The 23,512-nt window shown below is 58.2% G+C and carries 25 protein-coding genes, 1 tRNA gene and 1 pseudogene; 7 read left to right on the top strand and 20 right to left on the bottom strand.

Going from position 1 to position 23,512, the window contains the following annotated elements; translation table 11 throughout:
• Positions 1 to 298 precede the first annotated feature (298 nt).
• From ACR0CE_RS08645 to ACR0CE_RS08580, 14 genes are all read right to left on the bottom strand, one after another.
• The gene (locus ACR0CE_RS08645) at positions 299 to 604 is read right to left on the bottom strand and encodes a hypothetical protein (protein ID WP_480831932.1); all 306 of its coding nucleotides are present in this window, start codon (positions 602 to 604) and stop codon (positions 299 to 301) included.
• Positions 605 to 737: 133 nt separating this feature from the next.
• The gene (locus ACR0CE_RS08640; protein ID WP_480831930.1) at positions 738 to 1,673 is read right to left on the bottom strand and encodes a P-loop NTPase family protein; all 936 of its coding nucleotides are present in this window, start codon (positions 1,671 to 1,673) and stop codon (positions 738 to 740) included.
• Positions 1,628 to 2,707, bottom strand: coding sequence for a UvrD-helicase domain-containing protein (locus ACR0CE_RS08635; RefSeq protein WP_480831928.1), 1,080 nt, complete (start codon positions 2,705 to 2,707; stop codon positions 1,628 to 1,630). Before ACR0CE_RS08635 ends, ACR0CE_RS08640 begins: the two co-directional genes overlap by 46 nt.
• On the bottom strand, positions 2,704 to 4,938 hold the full coding sequence (locus ACR0CE_RS08630) for an ATP-dependent nuclease (protein WP_480831926.1): 2,235 nt from the start codon (positions 4,936 to 4,938) through the stop codon (positions 2,704 to 2,706). The genes ACR0CE_RS08635 and ACR0CE_RS08630 overlap by 4 nt, the downstream gene beginning before the upstream one ends.
• 331 nt (positions 4,939 to 5,269) lie before the next feature.
• Complete coding sequence (locus ACR0CE_RS08625; RefSeq protein ID WP_480831924.1) at positions 5,270 to 6,640, bottom strand: type II restriction endonuclease; 1,371 nt, start codon at positions 6,638 to 6,640, stop codon at positions 5,270 to 5,272.
• A complete protein-coding gene (locus ACR0CE_RS08620; RefSeq protein ID WP_480831922.1) occupies positions 6,637 to 7,113 on the bottom strand; it encodes a very short patch repair endonuclease in 477 nt (158 codons plus the stop codon). The genes ACR0CE_RS08625 and ACR0CE_RS08620 overlap by 4 nt, the downstream gene beginning before the upstream one ends.
• Positions 7,106 to 8,332, bottom strand: a complete 1,227-nt coding sequence (gene dcm / locus ACR0CE_RS08615) for a DNA (cytosine-5-)-methyltransferase (protein WP_480831920.1) — start codon at positions 8,330 to 8,332, stop codon at positions 7,106 to 7,108. The genes ACR0CE_RS08620 and dcm overlap by 8 nt, the downstream gene beginning before the upstream one ends.
• Positions 8,333 to 8,787: 455 nt before the next feature.
• The gene (locus ACR0CE_RS08610) at positions 8,788 to 9,117 is read right to left on the bottom strand and encodes a hypothetical protein (RefSeq protein ID WP_480538313.1); all 330 of its coding nucleotides are present in this window, start codon (positions 9,115 to 9,117) and stop codon (positions 8,788 to 8,790) included.
• Positions 9,114 to 10,724 carry a phage minor head protein gene (locus ACR0CE_RS08605; protein ID WP_480831918.1) on the bottom strand — a complete coding sequence of 537 codons (1,611 nt, stop codon included), beginning with the start codon at positions 10,722 to 10,724 and terminating at the stop codon, positions 9,114 to 9,116. Before ACR0CE_RS08605 ends, ACR0CE_RS08610 begins: the two co-directional genes overlap by 4 nt.
• Before the next feature lie 203 nt (positions 10,725 to 10,927).
• Positions 10,928 to 11,731 (bottom strand): metallophosphoesterase, encoded by an 804-nt coding sequence (locus ACR0CE_RS08600; RefSeq protein WP_480831916.1) that lies wholly within the window; start codon positions 11,729 to 11,731, stop codon positions 10,928 to 10,930.
• A 57-nt stretch (positions 11,732 to 11,788) separates the two neighbouring features.
• Positions 11,789 to 12,286, bottom strand: coding sequence for a hypothetical protein (locus ACR0CE_RS08595; RefSeq protein WP_480831914.1), 498 nt, complete (start codon positions 12,284 to 12,286; stop codon positions 11,789 to 11,791).
• Positions 12,287 to 12,290: 4 nt separating this feature from the next.
• Positions 12,291 to 12,440 carry a hypothetical protein gene (locus ACR0CE_RS08590; RefSeq protein ID WP_480831913.1) on the bottom strand — a complete coding sequence of 50 codons (150 nt, stop codon included), beginning with the start codon at positions 12,438 to 12,440 and terminating at the stop codon, positions 12,291 to 12,293.
• Positions 12,437 to 12,850: a hypothetical protein gene (locus ACR0CE_RS08585; protein WP_480831911.1), complete on the bottom strand. Its 414-nt coding sequence runs from the start codon at positions 12,848 to 12,850 to the stop codon at positions 12,437 to 12,439. Before ACR0CE_RS08585 ends, ACR0CE_RS08590 begins: the two co-directional genes overlap by 4 nt.
• Positions 12,838 to 13,107: a hypothetical protein gene (locus tag ACR0CE_RS08580; protein ID WP_480831909.1), complete on the bottom strand. Its 270-nt coding sequence runs from the start codon at positions 13,105 to 13,107 to the stop codon at positions 12,838 to 12,840. The genes ACR0CE_RS08585 and ACR0CE_RS08580 overlap by 13 nt, the downstream gene beginning before the upstream one ends.
• Positions 13,108 to 13,202: 95 nt before the next feature.
• Here ACR0CE_RS08580 and ACR0CE_RS08575 point away from each other — a divergent pair, with 95 nt between their 5' ends.
• Positions 13,203 to 13,427, top strand: coding sequence for a helix-turn-helix domain-containing protein (locus tag ACR0CE_RS08575; RefSeq protein ID WP_456036516.1), 225 nt, complete (start codon positions 13,203 to 13,205; stop codon positions 13,425 to 13,427).
• Here the strand turns inward: ACR0CE_RS08575 and ACR0CE_RS08570 are convergent.
• Positions 13,424 to 14,068 (bottom strand): helix-turn-helix domain-containing protein, encoded by a 645-nt coding sequence (locus tag ACR0CE_RS08570; RefSeq protein WP_480482374.1) that lies wholly within the window; start codon positions 14,066 to 14,068, stop codon positions 13,424 to 13,426. The two genes, ACR0CE_RS08575 and ACR0CE_RS08570, sit on opposite strands and share 4 nt — an antisense overlap.
• 118 nt (positions 14,069 to 14,186) lie before the next feature.
• Here ACR0CE_RS08570 and ACR0CE_RS08565 point away from each other — a divergent pair, with 118 nt between their 5' ends.
• Together ACR0CE_RS08565 and ACR0CE_RS08560 are read left to right on the top strand one after the other, a co-directional pair.
• Positions 14,187 to 14,390 carry a hypothetical protein gene (locus tag ACR0CE_RS08565; RefSeq protein WP_480831907.1) on the top strand — a complete coding sequence of 68 codons (204 nt, stop codon included), beginning with the start codon at positions 14,187 to 14,189 and terminating at the stop codon, positions 14,388 to 14,390.
• Between the two features lie 217 nt (positions 14,391 to 14,607).
• A complete protein-coding gene (locus ACR0CE_RS08560) occupies positions 14,608 to 15,567 on the top strand; it encodes a tyrosine-type recombinase/integrase (protein WP_480831905.1) in 960 nt (319 codons plus the stop codon).
• 397 nt (positions 15,568 to 15,964) lie between these two features.
• Here the strand turns inward: ACR0CE_RS08560 and arsJ are convergent, their stop codons facing one another.
• The 3 genes from arsJ to ACR0CE_RS08545 are packed head-to-tail and all read right to left on the bottom strand — an operon-like array spanning position 15,965 to position 19,055.
• Positions 15,965 to 17,230 (bottom strand): organoarsenical effux MFS transporter ArsJ, encoded by a 1,266-nt coding sequence (gene arsJ / locus ACR0CE_RS08555; protein WP_480831903.1) that lies wholly within the window; start codon positions 17,228 to 17,230, stop codon positions 15,965 to 15,967.
• Positions 17,227 to 18,225: an ArsJ-associated glyceraldehyde-3-phosphate dehydrogenase gene (locus tag ACR0CE_RS08550; protein WP_480831902.1), complete on the bottom strand. Its 999-nt coding sequence runs from the start codon at positions 18,223 to 18,225 to the stop codon at positions 17,227 to 17,229. The genes arsJ and ACR0CE_RS08550 overlap by 4 nt, the downstream gene beginning before the upstream one ends.
• On the bottom strand, positions 18,222 to 19,055 hold the full coding sequence (locus ACR0CE_RS08545) for an arsenate reductase/protein-tyrosine-phosphatase family protein (RefSeq protein ID WP_480831900.1): 834 nt from the start codon (positions 19,053 to 19,055) through the stop codon (positions 18,222 to 18,224). The genes ACR0CE_RS08550 and ACR0CE_RS08545 overlap by 4 nt, the downstream gene beginning before the upstream one ends.
• Positions 19,056 to 19,293: 238 nt before the next feature.
• Between ACR0CE_RS08545 and ACR0CE_RS08540 the strand changes: the two genes are divergently transcribed.
• Both ACR0CE_RS08540 and tnpA read left to right on the top strand, forming a co-directional pair.
• Positions 19,294 to 19,369 (top strand) — tRNA-Thr (locus ACR0CE_RS08540).
• Between the two features lie 54 nt (positions 19,370 to 19,423).
• Positions 19,424 to 19,854: pseudogene (gene tnpA, locus ACR0CE_RS08535) on the top strand (IS200/IS605 family transposase).
• A gap of 57 nt (positions 19,855 to 19,911) precedes the next feature.
• Here the strand turns inward: tnpA and pncB are convergent.
• Complete coding sequence (pncB, locus tag ACR0CE_RS08530) at positions 19,912 to 21,204, bottom strand: nicotinate phosphoribosyltransferase (RefSeq protein ID WP_480831898.1); 1,293 nt, start codon at positions 21,202 to 21,204, stop codon at positions 19,912 to 19,914.
• 164 nt (positions 21,205 to 21,368) lie between these two features.
• On the opposite strand from pncB, the gene ACR0CE_RS08525 reads away from it, so the two are divergent.
• Positions 21,369 to 21,902 carry a hypothetical protein gene (locus ACR0CE_RS08525; RefSeq protein WP_480484547.1) on the top strand — a complete coding sequence of 178 codons (534 nt, stop codon included), beginning with the start codon at positions 21,369 to 21,371 and terminating at the stop codon, positions 21,900 to 21,902.
• On the opposite strand, the gene pncA is transcribed toward ACR0CE_RS08525, so the two are convergent.
• Entirely contained in the window at positions 21,899 to 22,492 is a 594-nt protein-coding gene (pncA, locus tag ACR0CE_RS08520; RefSeq protein ID WP_480487026.1) for a bifunctional nicotinamidase/pyrazinamidase, read from the bottom strand. The two genes, ACR0CE_RS08525 and pncA, sit on opposite strands and share 4 nt — an antisense overlap.
• A 97-nt stretch (positions 22,493 to 22,589) precedes the next feature.
• On the opposite strand from pncA, the gene trhO reads away from it, so the two are divergent.
• Positions 22,590 to 23,495: an oxygen-dependent tRNA uridine(34) hydroxylase TrhO gene (gene trhO, locus ACR0CE_RS08515; protein WP_480487027.1), complete on the top strand. Its 906-nt coding sequence runs from the start codon at positions 22,590 to 22,592 to the stop codon at positions 23,493 to 23,495.
• Positions 23,496 to 23,512 lie beyond the last annotated feature (17 nt).

Below are 23,512 nucleotides of genomic sequence, written 5' to 3'. Positions count from 1 at the left end.
GTGACCAGATGAGCCAGAACCAGTCCAAAATGCTGCATTCTTAGTACTTGGAAGGCCTTCGCGCTCGGCAAGTGCCTCGCGCGCTTCATCTAGCGATGTAGATGACAAAGTGTTCCAAAGTGTCGAACACAGAGTACCCTGCTTACACACAATAAGTGTCATGCGGCCATCCTTTGATTTTCGCGCGAATTCAAGCGGCAGGTCTGGTCCGTCTCCGTGCCATTCGTGCGAAATGGGCAGGCCTCCAGGCTCCCAGATCAATGACCCCCAACCAAGGCAAGCAAACGTGGGCCAATTCTCATTGCTGTTCATTTTGGTGCCATGCGCGGATTGCTCTTGTCAGGTTTGATAACGTGAACCCACGGCTGGTCCGGACATCGAGCATCGCAAAATCCTCAGAGAATTTCACCGCACTTGCCCCGTTCAAGATGAACTCAAAGCGCCCACTCGAATATTCGTCTTTGGAGTCGTAATCTACGACTCGCCAGCTTCCGAGAACTTCACCGTCGCGAGTGACGACGTCGCCATGCGCCAGTTTGGGTTCGTATCCACTGTCTATCCACTCATCGTGGCCGACGAAATTTATTGGGTATATTAGGTCCATACACCGAAGATGGGTACAAACCATAGAAAGCGCAAGAAGCACGATGGGTGCAATGAGGTGTCCCTAGATTTGTAGACGCTTTGCTTGGCAATTCTGAATCCTGTTAGCCCAAAGCGGTCACTACAGAACTGGTTCAGCGTTGCACTGAAGCTTCCTGATAGGTTCCGTCGGCCGCAGCCATCACGACCTCGTCCTCGGCCGTCCATCCGTTGGAGCTCAGGAACGTGCGGATCGTGTCGGGGACCTCGGAATAGAGCACAAGCGCGAGGCTCTCTTCAGCACGGGTGCAAGTGACATAGAGCAAGCGGCGTGTGCGCTCGATCGTGGTTTCCTCACCGTTGTCTGCTTTCTTCTGCGCGGTTGACCCAAGGGGCTTCACCTCGAACAGTGTATCGTAGGAAGCAAGCCCCTTGAAGCGCGTGTGGGCGTCATCGGCGATCACCATGACCCGGGCAAATTCGAGCCCCTTGACCCCTTGGTGGGTGCCATAGGGGCTGCGGTCTTCAACATAGGCGAGGTAGCGCGCCACCTGGGAAAACGGGGCACCAAGCGCCAGCGTCCAAGCCTTGGTGATAGTGGTGTCGGTGGCTGGTGTGGCCTTGGACGCGGTCTGGTCCAGCTCGTCAAAGAAGGAACCAAGCTCGGCAAGGATGTCGGCCATGTCCTGAGCCACGGGACTGCCGTCCGGCAAACAGGGCCGAAGCTGGTCGGGAATCGGGAACAGCCGGTGCTCGGCCACGACCGCTAACACTTCGGCACAACTCGGATCCCGTTCGCCCTCAAACAGCGCCTTCAGCGCCGCGACGCCTGCCCGTGCCACGTCGAGGCCAGTGGCTTGGCCCGCGCGCCCTGCCCGGATATCTCGCTTGTCGACCAGCGGTGAGCCGTCGCGCAGCACTGCCATCGCGGCAAAGGCATCCCCATTCCGTTGTGCCGTCACCAAAGGCAAGACCCGGTGGGTGAAAAGCCGCATCGCGGGCAAGGTACCGTCGCGAAACCCGTCCTTGAGCTTGTCGGGTTTGCTCAGCGGCTCAAACAGCTCACTGAAACCAAGACGCGCGGCGGCCATGTGACGCTCAATCGTGAGGGTCTTGATCGCCTCCGCGTTCTGCCACGCGGAATCTCCGGTGATGCGGGCCATTTCCGCTCGGGCGGAGGCTTCGAAGGCTGCGCGATCCGTGCCCTCGCTTGGCGCAAGAAAGACACGCACGGTGCCCCCGGCTTGTCTGCGCGCGCCCGCTGCTGGCGGCCATCATCGTCGCGCCGGATCGCATTCGCCAGGTCCACGATCCGCGCGCGACTGCGGTGGTTCATCTGTTTGGCCGGTTGCGCGAAATCCCCCACCCGTTTGTCGAGATCGCGCAAACCATCGGTGTAAATGCGCTGCATCGTGTCCCCGAGCAACCCCAAGACGATGCGGCCGCGATGGCGCGCTTCGAAGGTCAAAAGCGCCTCCATCAACGGTTTCATCGTGTCCTGACTCTCGTCGATCAGGATGAACGGGTAGCGCGCCAGAACGATGTTCTGAAACGTCTCGCTTTCGGTCAGGAAATGCGCGGCGAGCGCAATTACCTCGGTATGTTGAAGCGCATCGCGGCCGAAATTGTCCCCTTCTGGCGCGTAGGTGAAGGTGCGGATCTCGGCCAGGCGCTCCAGCCGCTTTGTCTTGGAGGCCATCTTCCTGACGCGTTCGTCATGGGCGTTGCCCGCCCGGCCCTTCGCATGGGCTGCCTGGATCTTGGCAATTTCTGTCCGCAGGTTGCTTTCTAGCCAGCCCCGAATATCAGCTGTGCGCCCCTCGATCAGCGACCAGGCGACACTGTGGATAGTCTGCACCTGAAACACCGGATCGGCCTTGACGCGGCGTGTGATCTCATCTGCGGCGGCGTTAGTATAGGTGATGACGGCAATCTTGCGGCTGTGTTTGCGCAAGGTGGTCAGGGTCTGTGCGTCCAATCCCTCAAGTGCCTCCTTGAGAGATCGCGTCTTTCCAGATCCCGCCCCGGCAAAGAGAAAGAAGCTGCGTGGCTTATCGAGGGACAGGCACGCGCGGATCGTCGCGTCAGCGTCAGCATCGCGGTTGTCGTCGGTCACGTCTGTCACGCCGCGCCCTCCCCGCCCGTCAGTGTGTCGGCGAGCCAGATCAAGCCCTTCTCGATATAGGGGGGCGCGCGCAACTCTTTGATGTCTTCGATGTATAGAAGATCCAGGGCAAAGGCGGCCTTCTCCGGATATTTTGCCAATCGATCAAAGAGCGCCGTGGCAAGGTCCTCAGGCGTGGGCTCTGCGGTGATGGATTTCGCAAAAGCACGAGTCATGCGGCAAGCGAACCCTGCCTTTGCTGCGTCCGTCACGGTCTCCGCATTGGCCAGAACAAGAGCATCCTCAAACGTGATGGGCGTGATGGCTTGGGTCTGCGCACCCTGCGTCACCTCTTGCGGGGTCTGGTAGGCGACGGCGATTGGGCGGGTGGCATCGGTATGACAGAGCGTATTCGGCGGCGCGGCCATTAGCGTATCGATCTCCACGATTCCGGGGAGCCAGGTTTTCAGCACGTGGTTCACGGTGATTTGAGCCGCTCCCGAGCGTGGTCGGGCCGATTGCGTGACAGTCTTTCCGTCTTTGTCGACCTTCGCCACGGCATCGAGATCGGTGATGATCAGCGTCGGCACCTCCTGTGCCTCGATCAAGGGACGCATGCGGTGCGCGTGGCTGCCCCCCAGCTCTAGGAAGGATAGATAGGCCGCAGCCAGGTCAGGGTAGTGATGCTGGATCAGATGCGGCAGCAGAATCCGCTCCGCGGCGCCCTCGATCACGATGATGGCGTCGGCGAAGAACAGGTCAAAATGTGTGCTCAGCAGATAGCGCGTCACGAAGCGACGGGTTTGTGTGTCCGCGCCAAAGAGCCCCGTCATATTCGCCACACTGGCCGTAGGCACAACTCCGTTACCGGGTAGCTCGCGCTTGAAATAGCGCAACTCATCAAACGCAGCGGCGTGCGCAATGTGGCCCGAATGGGTGCTCACCACCAGTTGCGTGGTAAAAGCCGAGTCCTCCCTCTCCAGATCCTCATGGTTGCGCAGCACCTTATGTGCCCTAGCCATGAAGACCTGCTGCACCTGAACATGCAGATGCGCCTCCGGCTCCTCAATCAGCACCAGTTGCAGGGGTTCGATGCCCCTGTCGTCCGGGGTCACCACCTGTGATTTGAACTTGCCCACCTGCATCCAGTCATCCCGGAAACGCATGAGCTGAAAAACCATGGAGATCAGGTTCTGGAAGCCCAAGCCGTTGTAGCTTTCAGGCAGTTTCACCCCAGATGCGTTGCCAGAGATATCGTATTGCACGGCCGCCGGGTGATCGAGTCCGTCAACGGGTTTGATCTGCGTGGCAATGGAGAGTTTCGGATTGTTAAGTCCGCCGGGGTAGCCAAGATTTTCCAGTTCCTTGATGGCATCGGCGAAACCATCCTTGAGACGGGCATTGAAGGTGGTTTCGGCATCATGGATGGCTTTGAGCGCTTTGATGTCGTTCGGCGTGGGGTCTGTTTCGGGGTCGATATGTTTGCGAAAATAAGGCTGTATCTGGCTGGCGATCTTCCGGCTGGTTGCGTTCCTCGGCTCATCGTCGTCGCCCTTACTGTCTCCTGCATCTGCGAAACCGCGTTGCGCGTTGATCTCACGAATGTGGATGAGGCCAGCAAATGGGTTCGCACCGATCCCCTCCGACAAGGGCGGCAGGGGATTTGGCTCCACCGGCCCTGTCGTGGTGAAGCTCGCAGGGTCCAAAATATGGGCGTTGAGCTCGAACAGGTCCTTCAGGCGCTTGTCCAGAAATTCCCGAAAGTCGCGTGGCCAAAGCGCGAAGCCGTCGGCCGTTGCGCCGCCGGGTCGTAGCGTCTGAGCGGCCTCTCGCGCAGCCAGGTACTGCGCCTTGATGTCCGCCCCCTTCTTTGGCTCCATGCGCAGGCGCACGCCCAGCAGACCGCCAGTCCAGGTAAGTGTTGGGATCAAATGCGCGACATGGTGCAACTCTGACGTGTCAGCATGGAGCCAGACGTCGAGGAACGGAAGCTGAGCCAGGAGCGGGCTGAGATCCGCCTCAGCCTCCTCTGTCCAGGCGCTAGCGGTTTGTTCGATCGCGGCCCAGTTGGAGGCTGTAACATCACGCGAGTCGATACCGCCGCGATCCTTGAGGAAATTGCGCAGCGCCTTCATGGCCGATGTCTTGCCGCTGTTGTTGGCCCCGACGAGCAGCGTCTGCTTGTCCGAAAGGTCCAGACGGGCGCGCCGCAACTTGCGAAAATTGAAGATTTCAATGCGTGTAAGTTTCATTATATCGGTTTCTCCCGCGCAGGAATTGCTGCGCTGGTGTCTGTATATATGCTTGTCATGCGGGTGGGTAGCCGCGCTCAACCGCCAAGGGCCCTGTCAGTCTTCACATGTCTGACTATTCGCTTTATGAATTCACAGTGGGCGTTGGAAATTAAATAGTGGGTGGTGGGCCGTTCACTTGCCTTGAGATGCAACCTCGGAGGCCTTGGTGCCTAGTTTTGATCCTGGCCCGTCCTCCAGAGTGCCGTGCCCTTGGATGCCTACCGGCTCTCATGCGTTTGCAGCGATTGACGTCTTCCCGCCCTTCATGCCTAAACAACCGGCCATCGCACTACGCCCAAACCGCCAAGTTCGGCTGCACCACTTCATCGCAGAACCGCCGGAAGGTCAGCACATTCGCGTGCCCGGCATATTCGGTTTCTTTGGCGTCCATCAGGCTCTCGGGGATTACGAGCTGGACGCCGATGCCCGCCATGTCCTGAATGGCGTTGCCCGCGATATTCTCATCGACCGTGGTGAGATACAGCCTGCGTTCACCCTTCTCACGCTCGACCTGTTTCCAGCGTTCGCGCAGGGTGGTTTTGGCGCTCAGTATCAGGCCTGTCGCGGCGAGGACTTCACCGCTGCTGATGAAGGCCAGCGAGGGAAGAATGAAGTCGGGGCGCTTCTTCGCTTCGATGACCACCTGCTTTTCGAAGGGGATCTTCCCGCCGCTCAGCATCGCCTCGATATGGTGTTCATAGGAATAGCCCGCCCGTGATTTCCGCTGCTGGCTGGCAGACAGCATCAGCGCGTCAATCCGGGGCAGTTCATTGATCAGCTGCCGGATGATCTCTGCGACGGTCATGTCGCGTGGCTTGTCACCCAAGACGATGCGCACCAGCTCGACAGCCCGCTCGCGGCGCTGGAAGTCGCGGAACATATCCCACTCGATGCTGCGGCTGATTTCACGGAGCGCATCACCGGGGCGCTCGATGGCAAAAGGATCTAGGCAGTCCAGACCGTGGATTTCCAGGTAACGGGCGCGCGCCAGCCCGGCCAGTTCCAGGGGTTTAGGCATGGTCGCACGAGAGCGGCCGAATTCGACGATCGTACCGGCCTTCCAGGCCGCGATCAGCTCTTCCGCGAAGTCCAGAACGCGGTCTTGTTCCCGTGCCCGGATCACGGCGGGCTCAAACTCACCGATCAGAAAATCCGGCGTGATATCGAGATGCATCAGTAGCAGGTCGGCTTCATCGCTGGCGGAATCGATGGTCAGGCATTCATAGACGGTGTTTTCACCCTGCCGATACCGCCCCATCACGAGGAAAGAGGCTGGCGAAAGCTGCTCAAAGCACTCTTTCGGCAGGCGCGTCATATGCGTCTCAGGGCCCTTGCTCGTGTAATGCACAATCCGGGTGCGTTTGGCCTGCGCATCGCCCGAAGCCTGCGGCCAGAGCGTTTCGAACCAGGCCTCCCGGATCGGGGCCGCATCCGGGTCTTTGCGCGCCTTGACCTCCAGCGGCGGAAAGAACCCGCCCTCGCGCTGTTCCGCCGGGATATAGACCCCAGCCTGGTGCTTGTTGGCATAGCGCGCCCAGTCCCGGTCATTGTTCGAAAGCTTCTTGACCAGAACCCGTTCGGCCCGGCTCAGAAGGTCCGTCAGAAGCCCAGCCTGCCCGCCGCCTTCACCCTCAAAATCGAAAATACCTTGCTCGCTCAACTCAAATCGCCTGTTTTCGTGTTCAGGCCTTCAAGAGTCAGCCTTTGGTCACCAGAACATATCCATCGGGCCAGGGAGTCAATCACCACCTCCGGCGACAACCTGCCACGTCCCTTCAGCGCACATTCCCAGACAATCGCGATACGCCAGCCTGACGCGATCAGCATGTCGATATTCCGGGCGTCCCGCTCGATGTTGCCGGTGATCTTCGTGCGCCAGAACTCCTTCCGCGTTGCGGGCCATCGAAAGAGCGGGCAGTCGTGGCCATGCCAGAAGCAGCCATTCACAAAGATCAGGGCACGGTGCTTTGGCAGCACGATGTCCGGCTTACCCGGCAGTTTTCGATCATGGAGCCGATAACGAAAACCACGGGCATAAAGCCCGCGCCTAATCAGCATTTCAGGCTTGGTATCAGCGCCACGGATCGCCACCATATTCCGGCTGCGGGTCTTGTTGTCGTGAACGTCAGCCAACTTTTTTGAGCGGTTCAGCTCTCGTCAGCGCGAGGATGTGCGGAGCCATCACCTTTGCCACCTCGGCAAAGACAGGCACCGCGACCGAGTTGCCGAACTGTTTGTAGGCCTGCGTATCCGAGACCGGGATCCGGAAGTCATCCGGGTAGCCCATCAGGCGCGCACATTCGCGTGGCGTCAGGCGGCGCGGGTTGTTGCCTTCACCCCGGCTGACCAAAATTTCAGAGCCGTCCTTGTAATAGCGGGCCGAAAGCGTACGCGAGATGCTGTCCCCGTCCACCATGCCAAAGCCGAAACCGTTTCCCTTGGCCTTATGCTTTGCGGCATAGCCTTGCAGATAGGCCCAGAGCTTGTCGGTCAGGGTGTATTTGTCGCTGACCACCGCATCCGACCCAACGGTGAAATGGCCCTCTGGCTGTTCCGTGCCATTCTCGGGATGCAGAATATGGCGCATCCGTTTGGTGCCGTAAGTCGGAAGTTGCACGTCATCAAAGCTGAACCCGGTCGCTTCACGGAAGCCGACCATCACAATCCGCTCGCGGTGCTGCGGCACGAAATGCCCGGCATCAATGATCCGGGTCTCCAGCGTGTAACCCAGCTCCTCGGTCAGCTTGCGGCGGATCACCTCGAAGGTCCGGCCCTTGTCGTGGCTTTTCAGGTTCTTGACGTTTTCCAGCATGAAACCCGCAGGGCGGTGATGCATCAGGATGCGCAGCACATCGAAGAAGAGCGTTCCCTGGGTTTCATCCTCAAAGCCATGCGCGCGGCCGAGCGCATTCTTTTTGGACACACCGGCGATCGAGAAGGGCTGGCAGGGAAAGCCCGCAGCCAGAACGTCATGCCGGGGGATGTCTTCGGCGTCGACTTCCCGGATATCGCCCACCGGAAGCCGGTTGTCGGGAAAGTTCGCCATATAGGTCTGCTGGGCGTACTTGTCCCATTCAGAGGTGAAGATGCAGCGCCCGCCCGCACTCTCCATAGCCCGCCGCAGCCCGCCGATCCCGGCGAAGAGATCAATGAAGGTAAAGGTCTTTTCCGCATCGCCCGTATCGCGCCGCCGCTCGATCTCCATGTTCAGCAGGCGGATCACGCTTTCACGGGGGATTTCCTCACCGCGCTTCCAGCGATAGATGTGGCCTTCAGAATAGCCAAGCACGCGCGCGGCCTCTGGCACAGTGTATCCGGCCTGCGCCAGTAGAGTCGAAAAGTCAGCCTGCATGTGTCATCGCCCCTCTGGGAATTTTTCTGACACAATGTCTACATGAGTCACCTTAATCAAGAACAAACGACGAAATCAGGTGGCTTTGTTTGCGGACAGGCGAACTTGAGTGCTCCGCTTAAGCCCATACCCCTACGGGGCGGCAGTCGCTATCCCTGCCATGTGGGGGGCGATGTCAGGCAGGGCCGGTGTGTGCAACGGGAGCCGGAAAATCTACATGAGCGAGACGCCAAGGATCGAGCGATTGTGGGGTTTCTGGCGGGCGTCAGCGCTTGTCCCCAAAAGCATCATAGTGGCAGTTCAGTTGGCGGAAGTGCAGCTTCAAAGATCAGCCCAGCTAGAAGTGTTAGACGGCAGAAATGCAGACAAAGCCTCGTTTCTCTGCGATCGCACCAATGGCGGCTCAGGGTTGGCAGGGCAGAAACGTATGTTTTTTGACCAAGCTTCTCGGTGATTTAAGGCTGCTCGGCCCAAACCTTGTAGTCGAACAGGGCGCCGTCTTCTTTGGCAAACTGAACAGTTTCGCGAACATATGCGGCGGAACGTTGGGGATCGAAATGATTGAGCCAGTGTTCGGAGTCGTCGCCGATTGGGGCAGGCAAGATGCCGTAGCCGAAATTTCGCTTGACGGTCCCACCGGCTGCCTGTGCGACCTCCATTCTTGAAATGCCAAAGCCGCGCGTGGCAAGATATTCGTTGAAGTCCAGAAGCTCGGCTTCGGAAATCCATTCAGTGCCTGCCCCTGTTTGTGCCTGCTCTATCAGGTCTTCAAACCGTGTATTCATTGCTCCTCCAGAGGACGGATGATGTCGTCCGGTTGGTTCTCTTTGTGCCCAAGCGGCAGATTACGATTGCTTACAGCGAAGACGTTACCATCGGGGTCAAGAAGAACCCAATGGCCATCCTGGCCTGTCAACAGGGTCATATCCTGCCCTTTGTATCTGCCGCGCCCTTCAACGATACCACTCAGATCTGGACGAGGATTGGCGATGATCTCGTCAATTTGCTCAACATCGTGGCCTTTGAGGCCAATATATTCTCGCCCGCCCCCTTTGCCACCGTGGGGCAGAATTCTGTTGCCGCCAGGTGTCGTTGTGGCCCCAGGTCGGGCTTCGACAATATTCGGCCCCGCCTCTTCCGGGATCGGCGTTGAGACAATGTTGTCGGTCGGATCATCAGGAATTGGCGATCCGGTGTGGTTCGGCAGGCCAAGCTCTTCAATCGGATAGGTTTCAAGCCATTGCTCGACCCGTTCCGGAGTGAAGCCCGGCAGTTGCCCCAAGCGGCGTTCATCCTCCGCAAGCTCAGGAAAGACTTCGACCCAGCCTTGCGCCAGTTCCCCATCCTGAAGCCGCAGTTCACCGCGCGCGAACGCTGCCCCGGCGGCTGCGATGAAATCCTGCAAAGCGCGCTGTTTCGCGGGATCACCGCCAACGCCCGTATCAAGAATGGTGCCGGGATTTAGCAACTCATAAAGCGCTGCCGCTTCGGCCCCTATTCGTGCGAATTCGGGGGTCTTGGGCAGGACCGGATACTCGCCGGTGCTAATCCCTTCCTGCACGAGGGCATAGGCTGTCGCCGCCAGGCGACCTTCTACAGTTGTTACATCGACCCCCAGTCGCGCGCCAGCATCGTCCACGCGCCTATCACGCATGGCTTGCGTCCAGTTTTGCAGCGCATCAGACGCAAGAAGCGCCGCGCCGACGCCCGTCAGAGCGCGCAAGCCACGCATCGCCTCCGTCAGATCGAGAGCGGGGACACCATTTGCCGTGGGTGCAAAGTCAGCGAGTACCACATTGCTCTGAACGCCCGGCAACACTGGCTCGGCATAGCACCTGCAATTGTGTGCCTCGCCGGGATACCCGCCCTCCGGTGGATTGTTCCAGCGGAAAACGCGGTCGTCATAGGCCGCATGGCTGTCGCGCACCTTGGCATCATCTCGCGAGCGCCAGATGTATTGCTGAATCCCCAAGCTTTCCTGCCGAAGCCGATTTATTACTCCCGCAAAAGCCCGAACGAGACGTTCTTCCATGTCTGTGCGCAGTGGCCGCAACCGTTGCGGATGGTTTTGGTATTCGCCGAAAATTATCTCAAGGCGCGAGTCCCAGGCGTCGAGCGCTTCTGACTTTGCATCTGACACATCCCGCAATTCAGCTTCGGAGACAATTGGCACTGTGTCAGGCGGGGTCAGCGCGTTCAGAAGCATCCGAGTGTTTTCGGAGATCACCTGGTCGAGGCGTTCGCTGAAATCGGCCCGTAGAGCTGTGTAGTTAGGAAATGTCGACTTGAGCGATAATCCTACGCGGCGGCCAATCAGATGACCGTGTCGCTGCGCGATCTCGTACTTGCCATCACCGCCGTGCCTTAAGAAGTGGCTGAAACTGTGTTGCATGGAATCTCCGAAAGCGTGCCGGAAATGTTCTATTCACAATTGGTAAAGAAAGCCCAAGACTACCGTTCGCAACTTTTTTGCGGAGAGCAACGCATCCTGCTTGCATTGGAGCCAGACATTCATGCACGACGCAGCATCCGACAAAATAGGCTCGAAGCGATCATGCGGCAGCGGGATAGCGCTATCGCCCTATCCTGACACTCTCAGACCTCCAGCACAAAGGCCGGATCGAACGCCACCTCCTCACCTGGATATCCCCGCTGGTTCGTGACAAAGCGGATCGGTCCGTGGTCGCTTTCGAATCTCCGGCTCTCTCCCTCGTGGCTGTGCCCCCAAATCCATGTGTCGATGTCGAAGCCCCGGATCTCGTCCCAGAGGTCGCAGGCAAACCCGTTGTTCATCGCGCGCTTCTCGTGGCCGCCGATGGTGCGCCACGGGGTGGTCAGTTCGCGCAGCGGCAGGTGGTGGGTCATAACTACGGTCGGGCCATCATATGGGGCACGCAGGGCGGCGAGGATTGCAGCTTTGTCCTGCGCATGACGTTCCAGCATGTCGTCGATGGTAAAGCGGGTATCGGGCGCGGTGTGAATGGCATGGTAGTCCTGCATGTAGGCCGAGACCATGATCCGCGCGAGGTCGTCGAACTCTGGATAGAGTTGCGGATTCGTCCAGAGCGCCGCGCCGATGATACGGACGCCCGCGATTTCGGTCTCGGCCCCATGCAGAACGCGGACGTCGAGGCCTTCGGCGCGCAGTTCGGTAAGCTGGCGCTCCTCCTCGGTCAACAGTTCCGCCCAGACCGAGCCATAGGGTTCATGATTGCCCCAGATCACCACGACCGGGCAGCCATACTTCCGTGCCGCCCTTGCGGGGATTTGCAGATGCCGTCCCCGCGTGTGCGTGTCGCCCGCGATCAGAACCCCGTCTACCGGCGCGGACAGGTCAGGCAGGTCGAAGCCGCCCCAAAATTCGTCATGCAGGTCGCTCCAGACCAGAAACCGCGCCATACCGCGCCCTCATTTGATCGTGTGATAGTGCTATCGCCCTATATCTCCATCGCACGCCTATTGCAGATACACCCTGATTGCATCCAGCGCCTTAGCCGATCCGGCAAGGCTGAACCTGTGCGCCAGCCCGCCAAAGCCGACTTCGGCCCATTCCGCCGCGCGGATGTTTTCGACGAACAGCGCGGTCGCGCCCATGCCTGCGGCGGAATAGTTGTCGAACAGAATCTCGCCGCCGCGCGCCTCGAAGTCCAGCATCTCGCCGTTCGAGAAGGTGAGCTGCACCCGTTCCCGCGCTTCTGGAACTTGCCCGCCTGGCAGCACCTTCACGGCGCAGTTGTCAAAGGTGCAGGCCCCGTCCGGCCCCAGCTCGCTCACCTCGTCCGAGCGTATGAGCCAGATTTCATCCCCCGTCTGGCGGCGCGGGCTGACATCGCCCGTCGCATTGGTGAAGGTCCAGAATTCGGCCCCGCCTTCCAGTGATGCCTCGAAATATAAGCCCCCGGCCATGACAGGGCTGGCGAGCGCGATCAGCGCGGCGGTGAACAGCGTTTTCATTTCTTCAAATCCTCTGCCGGAATATCGACCCCGCATCGGCCAGCGCGCGGGCGATGAGTTGGCTCATCGACAGGCCGCGTTTGATCGCCTCCAGCCGCAGAGCCTTGTAGCCCTCGGCGCTGATGTAGAAAGAGGTGTGCTTCTGCTCGCTCATGCGGTGGCCTCGCGGTGCAGGGCAGCGAAGCTGCGCAGTGCCATGGTCAGGGCCTCAAAGCTTATTGCGTCATCGGTGAACACAGCGTTGCCCGCCGTGACGCGCAGACCATAGCCGCCGCGCGCACCCACGCGGATATCGAATTGCGCCCCCGTTTCCGGCGCGTGCATACAGCGCGGGCTGTGCCAGAATTGCTCTTGATCGGCAGGAACCAGATCGGCCTCCAGCCCGAGCTGCGCATCGAGCAGGATATCCAGAACGAGGTCCAGCATCCCTGCGGCGCGTTCCTGATCCTCAATCGTGGCGTTGGTCTGGGTCTGCGTAACCCATTGTGGCGCGGTGAACTGGACAAGAAAGGCCAGCAAGCGGCGCTGCACGCCGTCCGGATCGTGAAGGTTCAGCGATACCATTTTTCGCGCCCCTCCGATGCGACAAAGATTCCGGCAGCGATGGCGAAAGGTATGGCGGCAAGCCCACCCAGCAGCATGAAGCCAATGACGTCGCCTGTGACAAGAAAGCCAAGCCCGACGAGGAGCGGCAGCAGGCCAATCGCCGCCACGATACCAGCCCGAACCTTCAGGTCGCGCCCAGTGAACCCCGCGCCCAGAACGCCCTTCTTTGCGCCGCAGGACGGGCAAACCCGTGCCTCTTCGTGGATCTCGGTCATACAGTGGGGGCATTGGGGCATGGGTACTCTCCAACTCGTCGAATGTATGTTAAAACAGGTAGAGTTAAAAGCGTCAAAGCACAATAGCATTGTGCATGAAAACGACGCCCAAGAGCCCCCTGCGAGACATCGTCGCGCGCAATATGCGCAAGCTGCGCGCCGAGCGTGGCTGGTCGCAGGAGTATCTGGCGAACGAGGCCGGGCTGAACCGAACCTATCTCAGCGCGGTCGAGCGCTCGGAACAGAACATCTCGATCGACAACCTGTATCGGGTGGCCGAGGGGTTCGGCGTTGAGGCTTGGACGCTGCTGAAGCCTTAGGTGTCGTCTCCAAGATCTTGATCAACAATGGCCTGCCAGGCAGCCATGTCCCGTTCATAACCGTGCGGTCGATCATCATCGCCGTAGTCGTCAGGATTAGGTGGTTGGGGGAGATTTTCCGGATGAAATTTGTACCTGGTAAGGACTTTAACTGATCCACGGATCATCTCGGGATCCACGCGGGGCCAGTCACCTGTATCAGCCATGACGGCATGTCGAGCAACTTTCATCCGGGTCTTCCAATCCATGGTTGGATACTCGCGATCCAGAAACTCAAGGATTTTCATGAGGTCGTCGATTGCACTCTCAATGATCTGTGGTGTCGGCTTGAGAGAACGTCCCATTAGGAGCATATCCAGATCGACGTCGATCATGGTTGCGAGCCTAGCAAGTGAGTCTGAAGGAACAGGCCGCGCGCCACTTTCATAGGTATAATATGTGCGCGGCGTGATCCCCATCAGATCAGCCATATCCTGTTTCTTTAGCTGTCGGTTGATTCGAAGGGTTCGCAAGTTTTCGTGCAGAGGCGACACAGGGGAATGATATGCCCGCCTGTAATCGAGCAAATCTTGCTTCATTCGCTCGCGTTTGGCCTGCTCTTCTTCTTCAGGTGTAGGCGGTTTCTGCGGAACAAACGGCATGGCACTCCTGATTTCGGAACATATGTTCCGAAAATGTAGAATATTTGTACTGTCGCGTGACTTCTTACCTATGGCCTGCAACTTCTTGCAAGAGTTTACGAAGATTGCAGGTGGAGAAATGTCGGAGCTTCTAACGCAGAGTCAGACACCAGAGGCGTGGAGCGTGAGCTTGCGCGAACACGGCGTGCATGCTTCGCCCCGGCTTATCCGGGAAAAGGCGCACAGGACCGGGAACTTCTACAAGATCGGTCGTTTGATGTTGCTGACACCCGAGCACCTCGAAGCGCTGATCAAGTCGTCACAAAAAGCGACGGGCCAATAAAGATGAATTGTGCGCCCGGCTCCTCTTTCGGTTCGGAAATACTGGCAACGGGCAAGACACCGGACCAGTGGGTCGAGGTGTTGGTCAGCCGTGGGATCCGGATTACCGAACGAACGCTGCGAGAGAAGGCAAATCGGCTGGGTGCACGATTCAAGATTGGAAATGCGATGATTATCACCCCATCGCAACTCGACAGAATTTTGATGGAGAGCCAAGGATGCCGCTCGAACCCTACCAACGCGGATCGGTCTACTGGGTCAAGGGCTGGATCGAATACAACGGTCGACCGATCGCTGGTCCATATCGCAAAAGCACGCGAGCGACTACTGAGGCTGGCGCAAGGGACTGGATAAGGGATGAAACGGAACTTCAGATCCGTAAGCATGTCATCGGCGAAGAACACACCTTGCGATTTGCTGACGCCGTTGAGATTTATCTCCAGTCGCCCCAAACGGCGAAGCAGCTCCTGCCGATACTGGAAGAAATCGGGGACTTGCCTCTCGGTGCGATCACGGGGGCGCTACTCAAGAGCCTTGGACCCAAACTGAAACCGAAGGCTTGCACAGATACTTGGTGGCGCGAGATCGTGACTCCGGCGCGCGCGGTCATCAACAACGCGCACGAATTCAAGGGGACGCCACTCCTGCGGGTTAAACGGTATGACAAGTTCGAGCGGATTGCCCAAGATCAGCGCAGGCAGAAAACCAGCCGAGTTGAGCGCATCCCGGCAACGCGCGAATGGATCGAGGCGTTTTGCGCGGCGGCCGATCCCTACAATGCCGCGATGGCGCGCTTCATGTTTGAGACGGCAGCGCGCATTGACCAGGCGATTTCAATTGAGCCGGACGATCTGAGACCCGAAACCTGCGAGGTTCGTATCAAGGCTCAGAAAGGCCATGCCGAAAGCTGGATTGCAGTTTCTCCCGAAATGATGGCTGAGCTTGAGGCCTTGCAGCCGAAGCGGCCCAAGAACCTGAAAACCGGACAGCTCCTGTCTCCCCGTGTTTTTGGTTACGGCAGCTCGACCGGCTCTAACAACCGCTGGAAGACGATCTGCAAGCGTGCGGGCATTCCATACCTTTCGGCGCACCCCGCCGGGAGGCATGGGTTTTTCACAGAACTGGTGGTCCGGCAGGGCGTTGACCCAGTGACAGCAGCCAGGGCAGGGCGGTGGTAAGATCCCAATCTGCCGATGCGTATCTATGCCCATGCAGAGACCGACGAAGCCGCCATCAGGGCGCGTTTTCGTACGAAGCCTGTACAAGCGGCAAAGCCAAAATCACTTAAGAAACGGAAAACAAAGAAGGAAATCAAAGATGAATAACTCCCTCCTAAGGGGCAGGTTGCAGGTTCGAATCCTGCCGGGGTCACCAAAAATACAGGATAATATATCGGATACCGGGATTCAGCGGCCAGCGGTGTCGTCATGGTTTACTGAACATTGCGAAGGCATATGCCGAAACATGTAAAATTCGCGCCGTTCGATTTTCTATAACCTTGCGCAGCCCCGCCGATCAGATCGCCACCAATCATGGCGAGGGCGATTCAGTCTGTGAGGTATCGTTCAAAAACGGTCACGTCAGTGCGTCGGAGGTTTGGTCTGTCAGTTGGCCTGAAGTCAGCGCAGCAAGGGCCAACATTACGGACGCGGTGCCGAGGACCATTGGCAATCCTCCGATCTGATAAGTCAGGCCGGACAGAACCGTGCCGATCAGCCGGCCTGTTGCATTTGCCATGTAATAAAATCCGACATCCATTGTCACGCGTTCGGACCGGGTGAAAGCCAGGATCAGATAGGAATGCAGCGATGAATTCACCGCAAATATTGCTCCGAAGATCAGCAGCCCAGCCACAAGCGTTATGGTCTGCCAGGTTTCAGGCCCATTTGACAGCGATACGGCCAATGTTAGAGCCGCAGGAACGCAGAAAAGGACAATCGCCCAATTACGTGCCGCGCGGATCAAATCGCCTTCGGTTCGATCCGCCGCACGAAGGATCTTTGGCGCGTAGGCCTGCACTGCGCCATAGAGGATGACCCACAGCGCCATGAATGTTCCGATCATGAAGAACGCGGAACGGTTGCCGTCGTCGGTGCCATCCGACAGGACGGCGTAGAAATAGATCGGGATGCCGACCACGAACCAGACATCGCGGGCGCCGAACAGAAAGACGCGCGCTGCGGATAGCCAGTTCACATTGGCGGATTTTGATAATATTTCCGAGAATTTCGCCCCTTTTCGCCCCTTCGGCAGGCCCGCTGGCATGAACAGAATAACTGCGAACAGGATCAGTGCCAGAACCGCCGCCATGGCCAGAATTGCCGTCATGAATCCCAACGTGGCCAGCATGGCCGCGCCCAACAGGAAACCCAGCCCTTTGACGGCGTTTTTTGATCCGGTCAGCACCGCGACCCACCGAAACAGCCCTCCGCCCTCGGCCGGGGCCAGCAGCTTAACAGAAGATTTCGACGACATCTTGGCCAGATCCTTGGCCACTCCGCTTGCCCCCTGCACCATCATCACAAAGCTGACCGAGGCGGTAACGGTCCAGTGCGGATCAAGCTGCGTCATGGCAAGCAACGCCACCACCTGCAGCCCCAATCCCGCATAAAGGGTGGAAGTTAACCCGAACCGGGCGGCAATCCAGCCTGCGGCCAGGTTTGTGACGATCCCAGCAATCTCGTAAAGCACAAACAGATAGGCCAGCTGAACCGGCGTGAAGCCCATGGTGTGAAAGTGCAGCAGCACCAACATCCTGAGCGCCCCGTCAGTCAGCATGAAGGCCCAATAGGCCGCCGTGACCGCGACATAAGCCGACAGTCCTTCGGGCCGCTGGGTCACAGCGAGGACCCGACCATCAGCGCCACATCCACCAAGCGATGCGCATAGCCCATCTCATTGTCGTACCACGCATAGATTTTCACCTGCGTCCCGTTTATCACCATGGTCGAGGGCGCATCGACAATCGAGGAGCGTTTGTCATTGGTGTAATCGGTGGATACCAGTGGGCGGGTCTCATAACCCAGAATGCCCTTCAGTTCGCCCTCGGCAGCGGCTTTGAAGAAAGTGTTGACCTCTTCCACTGTGGTTTCACGCTCAACCTCGAACACACAATCGGTGAGCGAGGCGTTCAGCAACGGCACCCGAACCGCATGGCCGTTCAAACGACCTTTGAGTTCCGGATAGATCAGAGTGATGGCCGTGGCCGAGCCGGTCGTGGTCGGGATCAGTGAGTTGAGGGCCGACCGTGCGCGCCGCAAGTCTTTTGCGGGCCGATCAACGATCGTTTGCGTGTTGGTCACGTCATGGATCGTGGTCATCGACCCGTGGCGAATCCCTAGATTCTCGTGGATCACCTTGACCACCGGCGCCAGGCAATTCGTTGTGCACGAGGCCGCTGTCACAATTTTATGAGTCGCGGGGTCGTATGTGCCGTCATTCACACCGACAACGATATTGGCCGTCGGGCCGTCTTTGACCGGGGCCGAGACGACGACCTTCTTCACCCCGGCATCAAAATACGGGGCCAGCTTGGCCTCGGTCTTGAACACGCCCGTACAGTCGATCACGACGTCGACGCCATCCAGCGGTAGGGTGTTCAGGTCTTTCGTGCCGATGAACGGCAGGCGGGTTCCATTCACAGTGATGCTGTCGGCATCAAAGCTGAATTCTGCTTCCCATCGCCCATGCACGGTGTCGAACTCCAACAGATGCGCGTGCATCTGGGGGTCGCCGACGGCATCGTTGATCCAGGCAATCTTTGCCCCCTGTTCCAAGAGTGGCTTCAGGGCCAGTTTCCCCATTCGGCCAAGGCCGTTCAAAGCGTAAGTCGTCATGGTGCATCCTCAAGTGGCGATCGCGCGATTTCATCAACGGCGGATTGCAGTGCGATCCGGTCCAGGCTTTCAATCGGCAGCGATGTAAAGGCTTGAATCCGACGCTTCAGCGCGCCGTACACGTTTTGAAAGGCCAGGCTTTTCTCGGCATCGGAGCCTTCTGTCTTGACTGGATCCGCCATGCCCCAGTGACCGCTGATCGGCTGGCCTTCCCAGGCGGGGCATTCTTCGTTCGCAGCTTGATTGCAGACCGTAAAGACGAAATCCATTTCAGGCGCGCCCGACCCCGAGAACTCGGATACATTCTTTGAGCGGAGCGCCGAAGTATCGTGCCCCTTGTCTTGCAGAACCCGAATTGCAAACGGGTTGAGTTCGGAAAACGGTCGTATGCCGGCCGAATACACATTGAACCGATCCCCGCCGATATCCCGCAAAAGGGATTCGGCAAAGATCGACCGGGCAGAATTACCCACGCAAATGAACAACACATTGAACTTTCGGTCGGCCATGGGCTCGCGTCCTTTGGCCAAGGGCACGCTAAGATCGGGTCGACCGCGACAGCAATCCACGAGCAGGAAATCGAACATGTGCTGCACGTTCTTCATCTCAATCGAATAGAGCAGTGACGTCCCGGAGCGTTCCTGCTTGACCAGCCCAGACCGCTGCAACGCATTGAGATAGTTCGATAAGGTGCTGGGTTTGATCCCCAATTCCGACGCCATTTCCCCCGCCGGAACAGTGTCAGGGTACCTTCGCATCAACATGCGAAACACAGTGATACGTTGTGGGTGGCCAAGGATGGCCAGCTGGTCGGTTATCTTTTCTGCCATATTTCATGAAATATGGAATTATAGGTATGAAGTCAAAACGCCTTTTGCGTCGTTACAAAAATTTCACAAACTGGAAGCTCGCCTCATTGGATTTATCATTGGCCCAATACCTCGACGACAACATCTGGTGAAGAGAGAGGAAAGGCCCGAACGGACACAACTGGTCTTGCAGGCTTCAGGCTGACAGTTTAAATGAGCCATCTCATCCGGCAGAGACCAGATCCGGATGACTCAAGGCGCCGCTGTAGCTCAGCTGGTAGAGCACGTCATTCGTAATGATGGGGTCGGGGGTTCGAGTCCCTTCAGCGGCACCACAAGTTTCAGTATCCACGCTTTGACGCAAACCCTTCGACTTCCGGTCGGGCCCGATTCAGTGCGGAGAATCGTGTTATGATATTGGCAAGCACTGCGTTTTCTATCACCGTACCATATCGTCTGGTCGACCAAGTATCGCTATAAGGTGCTGACCGGTGCGGTGCGCCTGCGGGTGCGCGCCATCGTCCGTCAGGTCTGCCACGAGAACGAGGTCGACATCTTGCGCGGGGTGTTGTTGAGCGACCCCGTGCATTTGTTCGTGTCGGTGCCGCCGAAGATTGCCATCTCGGGTCTGGTGCGCAAGATGAAGGGCCGTTCGTCTCACAAAGTGCAACGGGAAGTTCCCGCGCTGCGCAGTCGCTACTGTGGACGCCGGTTCTGGGGCAGGGGGTATTTCTCAACCACCAACGGCGCCATCACCGAAAACATCGTGCTGCAATACCTCGAAAACCATATCGCCGATCCCGCCGACGCCAGTCTGTAGTCGTTTAGTCCCGGCATCATATGAATTGAGGTTAAGTGTTTGATATTGTGCCTTGGCTTAGACAATCACCTCGATCGCCTCCTGAGCGCCAACGCCAAACACCCGCTTATAGCGTTTGATCTGGTCCTTCGGGCCCATCGCCTTTTCCGGGTTGTCCGACAGCTTTACCGTCGGGCGTCCATTGGCGGATACGGCTTTGCAGACCAATGAGAACGGTGCCAGCGCGTCATTTGGAACCAGACCGCGGAAATCGTTGGTCAGCAAGGTGCCCCAGCCAAAGGATACTTTGGTGCGGTCAGCAAACTGCGCATGCAATTCCTGGATTTTGTCCACATCCAACCCGTCCGAGAAAATGATCCGTTTCTGGGTCGGGTCTTCACCGCGCGCTTTCCACCAGTCGATGGCCACCTCGGCGGCGGTGGCCGGATCACCGCTGTCGATGCGAATACCGGTCCAGCCCGCCAGCCAGTCGGGCGCGTTGTCCAGAAAGCCCTTGGTGCCGTAGGTATCGGGCAGAATGATGCGCAGATTGCCGTCATGTTCGTCATGCCAATCGCTGAGAACGTCATAAGGGGCCTGCGCCAGTTCGGCATCGGTGTCGGCCAGCGCGGAATAGACCATCGGCAGCTCATGCGCGTTGGTGCCGATGGCCTCAACCTCACGCCGCATCGCGATCAGGCAGTTTGAGGTTCCGGTAAACGCGGGGCCAAGCCCTTCGATCATCGCCTGCACGCACCAATCCTGCCACAGGAAGGAATGCCGTCGTCGTGTGCCGAAATCGGCGATACCCAGACCGTTGATCGTGCTCAGCTTTTCGATCTTTTCCCATACGCGGGTCATCGCGCGGGCATATAGCACCTGTAGCGCAAACCGGCGCATGTCGTTCAACACCGCACGCGAGCGCAGTTCCATCAGCACCGCCAGCGCCGGAATTTCCCACAACATGACCTCGTGCCATTTGCCTTCGAAGGTCAGTTCATACTGATCGCCTTTGCGTTCAAGGTGGTAGGGTGGCAGGCGCATATTCTCGAACCATTCCATGAAATCGGAACGGAACATCTGGCGTTTTCCATAGAACATGTTGCCCCGTAGCCAGGTGCTTTCCCCCCGGCTGAGACTAAGCGAGCGGATATGATCCAGCTGTTCCCGCAGCTCGCCTTCATCGATCAAACGGGCCAAAGGCACGTGATTCGACCGGTTGATCAGGGAAAACACCACATTTGTTTGGGGCTTGTTTCGAAACACTGACTGGCACATCAGCAGTTTGTAGAAGTCTGTGTCGATTAAAGACCGGACAATCGGGTCAATCTTCCATTTATGATTGTAGACGCGGGTCGCGATGTCGACCATGGGGAACTCCTGCGATTTCCGTAGTTAGATCAATCGACAACGGGAATGGCAAGAGTCGCTGATTTGGTGACAATGCCAGCATGACGTCACAATACGGGCATATTGTGCATTGTTTTCGCCGGTTAGTGAGAGAAGGGGATGGAAAGACGAAACTGAGTTTGTGAATGGGTCTCGAGTACGATTTTGATATTGTTAATGTAGCACTGAACGAAATTGACCCGGAAAAGCTGGGGTCAGACTCTGACGTGGAACGCCAGGTGTGTGCGGTGTTTCGCGACATCAGAACAGCAGATGCGCTACGGGGAACATCGCCGAAAATCCGCAAGATTTTCCTGGATGCCGGGTTCAGCCTCGAGTCGCGGAACAGCGGCATCGTGCCCGGTGTGTTTCCGGCCGAAGATCAGGTGGACCGGGTCAGGATTCTGCGTTCTCTGTTTGAGAACATAAAATCGCGCGGCGTTCAGGGGGAATATTGCGGCGAGTTCAACCTGTGGGATTTTCTGAATTACATTCGGATGGCGCAGCCCATGGCCGGGATCGTGCGCACGCGTCAGGTGCGCAAACCACCGCCACAGCCACAGCAGCCTGTTTCGGACCGTCGGCGTTCTATTTCGGGGCGTATCGGGCTGGCGTTTGGGCTGGCCGTTGTTTTGTTTGTGACGATCAAACTGCTGGCGGCTGCCGGGGCGACCCCTTAGGTCAGCGTAACACCGGCGTCGCGCATGGCCTGCTCGGCGGCAGCCAGTGATCCGTCCATGTCAATCGCGCGGCAGGCATCCATCCGGACTGTGACATCGAATCCCAACCGGGCAGCGTCTACAGCCGAATAGTGAACGCAGAAATCGGTCGCCAATCCAACCAGTGTCAAACGGGTGATGCCTCGGGTCTCAAGATAGCCTTTCAGGCCTGTTGGCGTCTGATGGTCATTTTCGAAGAACGCGGAGTAGCTGTCGATGCCACTGCGGAACCCCTTGCGCAGGATCAAATCACCATCAGTGCGCAACTCGGGGTGAAACGCAGCACCGTTTGAGCCCTGAACGCAATGGTCCGGCCACAGCACCTGCGGGCCATAAGGCATGTCGATCAGCTCGAACGGGTTTTTGCCTTTGTGCGAGCTGGCAAAGGAAGAATGCCCCGCCGGATGCCAGTCCTGCGTCAGGATCACGGCGTCGAACTCCTCCATCATGGTATTGATAGACGCGACGATTTCGTCTCCTCCGGCCACTGCCAAGGCACCGCCCGGGCAGAAATCGTTCTGGACATCGATGACAAGCAGGGCATGGGTCATGGCGGCCTCCGTATAACTGCCTTATCGGTAGGGGGCAGGGGCCGGGGCGTCAATGCAATCCCTTGCGACTCCGGGTTTGCGGGGGTAGATCGCGCATATGTACACGATCGCTGCCCTCTATCACTTTACCCGATTCCCAGACCCCGTCACACTGCGCGAACCGTTGCTTGATCTGTGCCGCGCGCAGTCCGTCACGGGAACGCTGTTGCTGGCGCAGGAAGGTATCAACGGCACCATCGCAGGTCCACGCGCCGGGATCGATGCGGTATTGGCACATATCCGGGCCTTGCCCGGTTGCTCGGATCTGGAGTGGAAAGAGGCGACCTCGGACCATCCGCCTTTCGGCAAGATGAAGGTGCGCCTGAAGAAAGAGATCGTGACCATGGGTCAGCCGGATGTCGATCCGCGCGCCCGTGTCGGCAACTATGTCGATCCGCAGGACTGGAATGATCTGATCCGTTCGGACGATGTCGTGGTGATCGATACCCGCAATGACTACGAAGTGGCGATCGGCACGTTTGAAGGCGCAATAGACCCTGAAACAGCCAGCTTCCGCGAATTTCCTGCCTGGTGGGAGGCGAACAAGGACCGCTTTCACAACAAACGCGTTGCCATGTTCTGCACCGGCGGCATCCGGTGCGAGAAGTCCACCAATTATTTGCTGGGGCAGGGGGTAGATGATGTCTATCACCTCAAAGGTGGCATCCTGCGCTATCTTGAAGAGATGCCATCCGAAGACAGCTCGTGGCAGGGTGAATGTTTTGTGTTCGACAACCGCGTCTCGGTTGGCCACGGCCTTGTTGAAGGGCCGCACAAGCTGTGCCATGGCTGCCGTCGCCCGATCCTGCCCGAGGATATGAAACGCCCCGAATATGAACATGGCGTGTCCTGTCACCAATGCATCGACGAGACCTCCGAGGCTGACAAGATGCGCTTTCGTGAACGGCAAAAGCAGATAGTGCTTGCGCGCAAGCGGGGCGAGCCGCATTTGCGGCAGGACTGAAAGCGGGTTGCAGGCCC

Source organism: Ruegeria sp. L11 (assembly GCF_056531755.1).
The sequence above is the reverse complement of the archived record's forward strand: the minus strand, read 5'-3'. Positions and strand labels throughout refer to the sequence as shown.

What these genes read in the sequence shown, in the direction of transcription:
- ACR0CE_RS08550 (WP_480831902.1), bottom strand. Translation starts at nt 18,225, where the DNA reads ATGACGACTTACGCTTTGAACGGCCTTGGCCGAATGGGGAAACTGGCC.
- dcm (WP_480831920.1), bottom strand. Translation starts at nt 8,332, where the DNA reads ATGCAGGCTGACTTTTCGACTCTACTGGCGCAGGCCGGATACACTGTG.
- pncB (WP_480831898.1), bottom strand. Translation starts at nt 21,204, where the DNA reads ATGGTCGACATCGCGACCCGCGTCTACAATCATAAATGGAAGATTGAC.
- ACR0CE_RS08525 (WP_480484547.1), top strand. Translation starts at nt 21,369, where the DNA reads ATGGGTCTCGAGTACGATTTTGATATTGTTAATGTAGCACTGAACGAA.
- ACR0CE_RS08630 (WP_480831926.1), bottom strand. Translation starts at nt 4,938, where the DNA reads ATGAAACTTACACGCATTGAAATCTTCAATTTTCGCAAGTTGCGGCGC.
- ACR0CE_RS08560 (WP_480831905.1), top strand. Translation starts at nt 14,608, where the DNA reads ATGCCGCTCGAACCCTACCAACGCGGATCGGTCTACTGGGTCAAGGGC.
- ACR0CE_RS08565 (WP_480831907.1), top strand. Translation starts at nt 14,187, where the DNA reads ATGTCGGAGCTTCTAACGCAGAGTCAGACACCAGAGGCGTGGAGCGTG.
- ACR0CE_RS08545 (WP_480831900.1), bottom strand. Translation starts at nt 19,055, where the DNA reads ATGGCAGAAAAGATAACCGACCAGCTGGCCATCCTTGGCCACCCACAA.
- pncA (WP_480487026.1), bottom strand. Translation starts at nt 22,492, where the DNA reads ATGACCCATGCCCTGCTTGTCATCGATGTCCAGAACGATTTCTGCCCG.
- ACR0CE_RS08600 (WP_480831916.1), bottom strand. Translation starts at nt 11,731, where the DNA reads ATGGCGCGGTTTCTGGTCTGGAGCGACCTGCATGACGAATTTTGGGGC.
- trhO (WP_480487027.1), top strand. Translation starts at nt 22,590, where the DNA reads ATGTACACGATCGCTGCCCTCTATCACTTTACCCGATTCCCAGACCCC.
- ACR0CE_RS08640 (WP_480831930.1), bottom strand. Translation starts at nt 1,673, where the DNA reads ATGGCCGCCGCGCGTCTTGGTTTCAGTGAGCTGTTTGAGCCGCTGAGC.
- ACR0CE_RS08570 (WP_480482374.1), bottom strand. Translation starts at nt 14,068, where the DNA reads ATGCCGTTTGTTCCGCAGAAACCGCCTACACCTGAAGAAGAAGAGCAG.
- ACR0CE_RS08595 (WP_480831914.1), bottom strand. Translation starts at nt 12,286, where the DNA reads ATGAAAACGCTGTTCACCGCCGCGCTGATCGCGCTCGCCAGCCCTGTC.
- ACR0CE_RS08605 (WP_480831918.1), bottom strand. Translation starts at nt 10,724, where the DNA reads ATGCAACACAGTTTCAGCCACTTCTTAAGGCACGGCGGTGATGGCAAG.
- ACR0CE_RS08590 (WP_480831913.1), bottom strand. Translation starts at nt 12,440, where the DNA reads ATGAGCGAGCAGAAGCACACCTCTTTCTACATCAGCGCCGAGGGCTAC.
- ACR0CE_RS08645 (WP_480831932.1), bottom strand. Translation starts at nt 604, where the DNA reads ATGGACCTAATATACCCAATAAATTTCGTCGGCCACGATGAGTGGATA.
- ACR0CE_RS08610 (WP_480538313.1), bottom strand. Translation starts at nt 9,117, where the DNA reads ATGAATACACGGTTTGAAGACCTGATAGAGCAGGCACAAACAGGGGCA.
- ACR0CE_RS08585 (WP_480831911.1), bottom strand. Translation starts at nt 12,850, where the DNA reads ATGGTATCGCTGAACCTTCACGATCCGGACGGCGTGCAGCGCCGCTTG.
- ACR0CE_RS08580 (WP_480831909.1), bottom strand. Translation starts at nt 13,107, where the DNA reads ATGACCGAGATCCACGAAGAGGCACGGGTTTGCCCGTCCTGCGGCGCA.
- ACR0CE_RS08575 (WP_456036516.1), top strand. Translation starts at nt 13,203, where the DNA reads ATGAAAACGACGCCCAAGAGCCCCCTGCGAGACATCGTCGCGCGCAAT.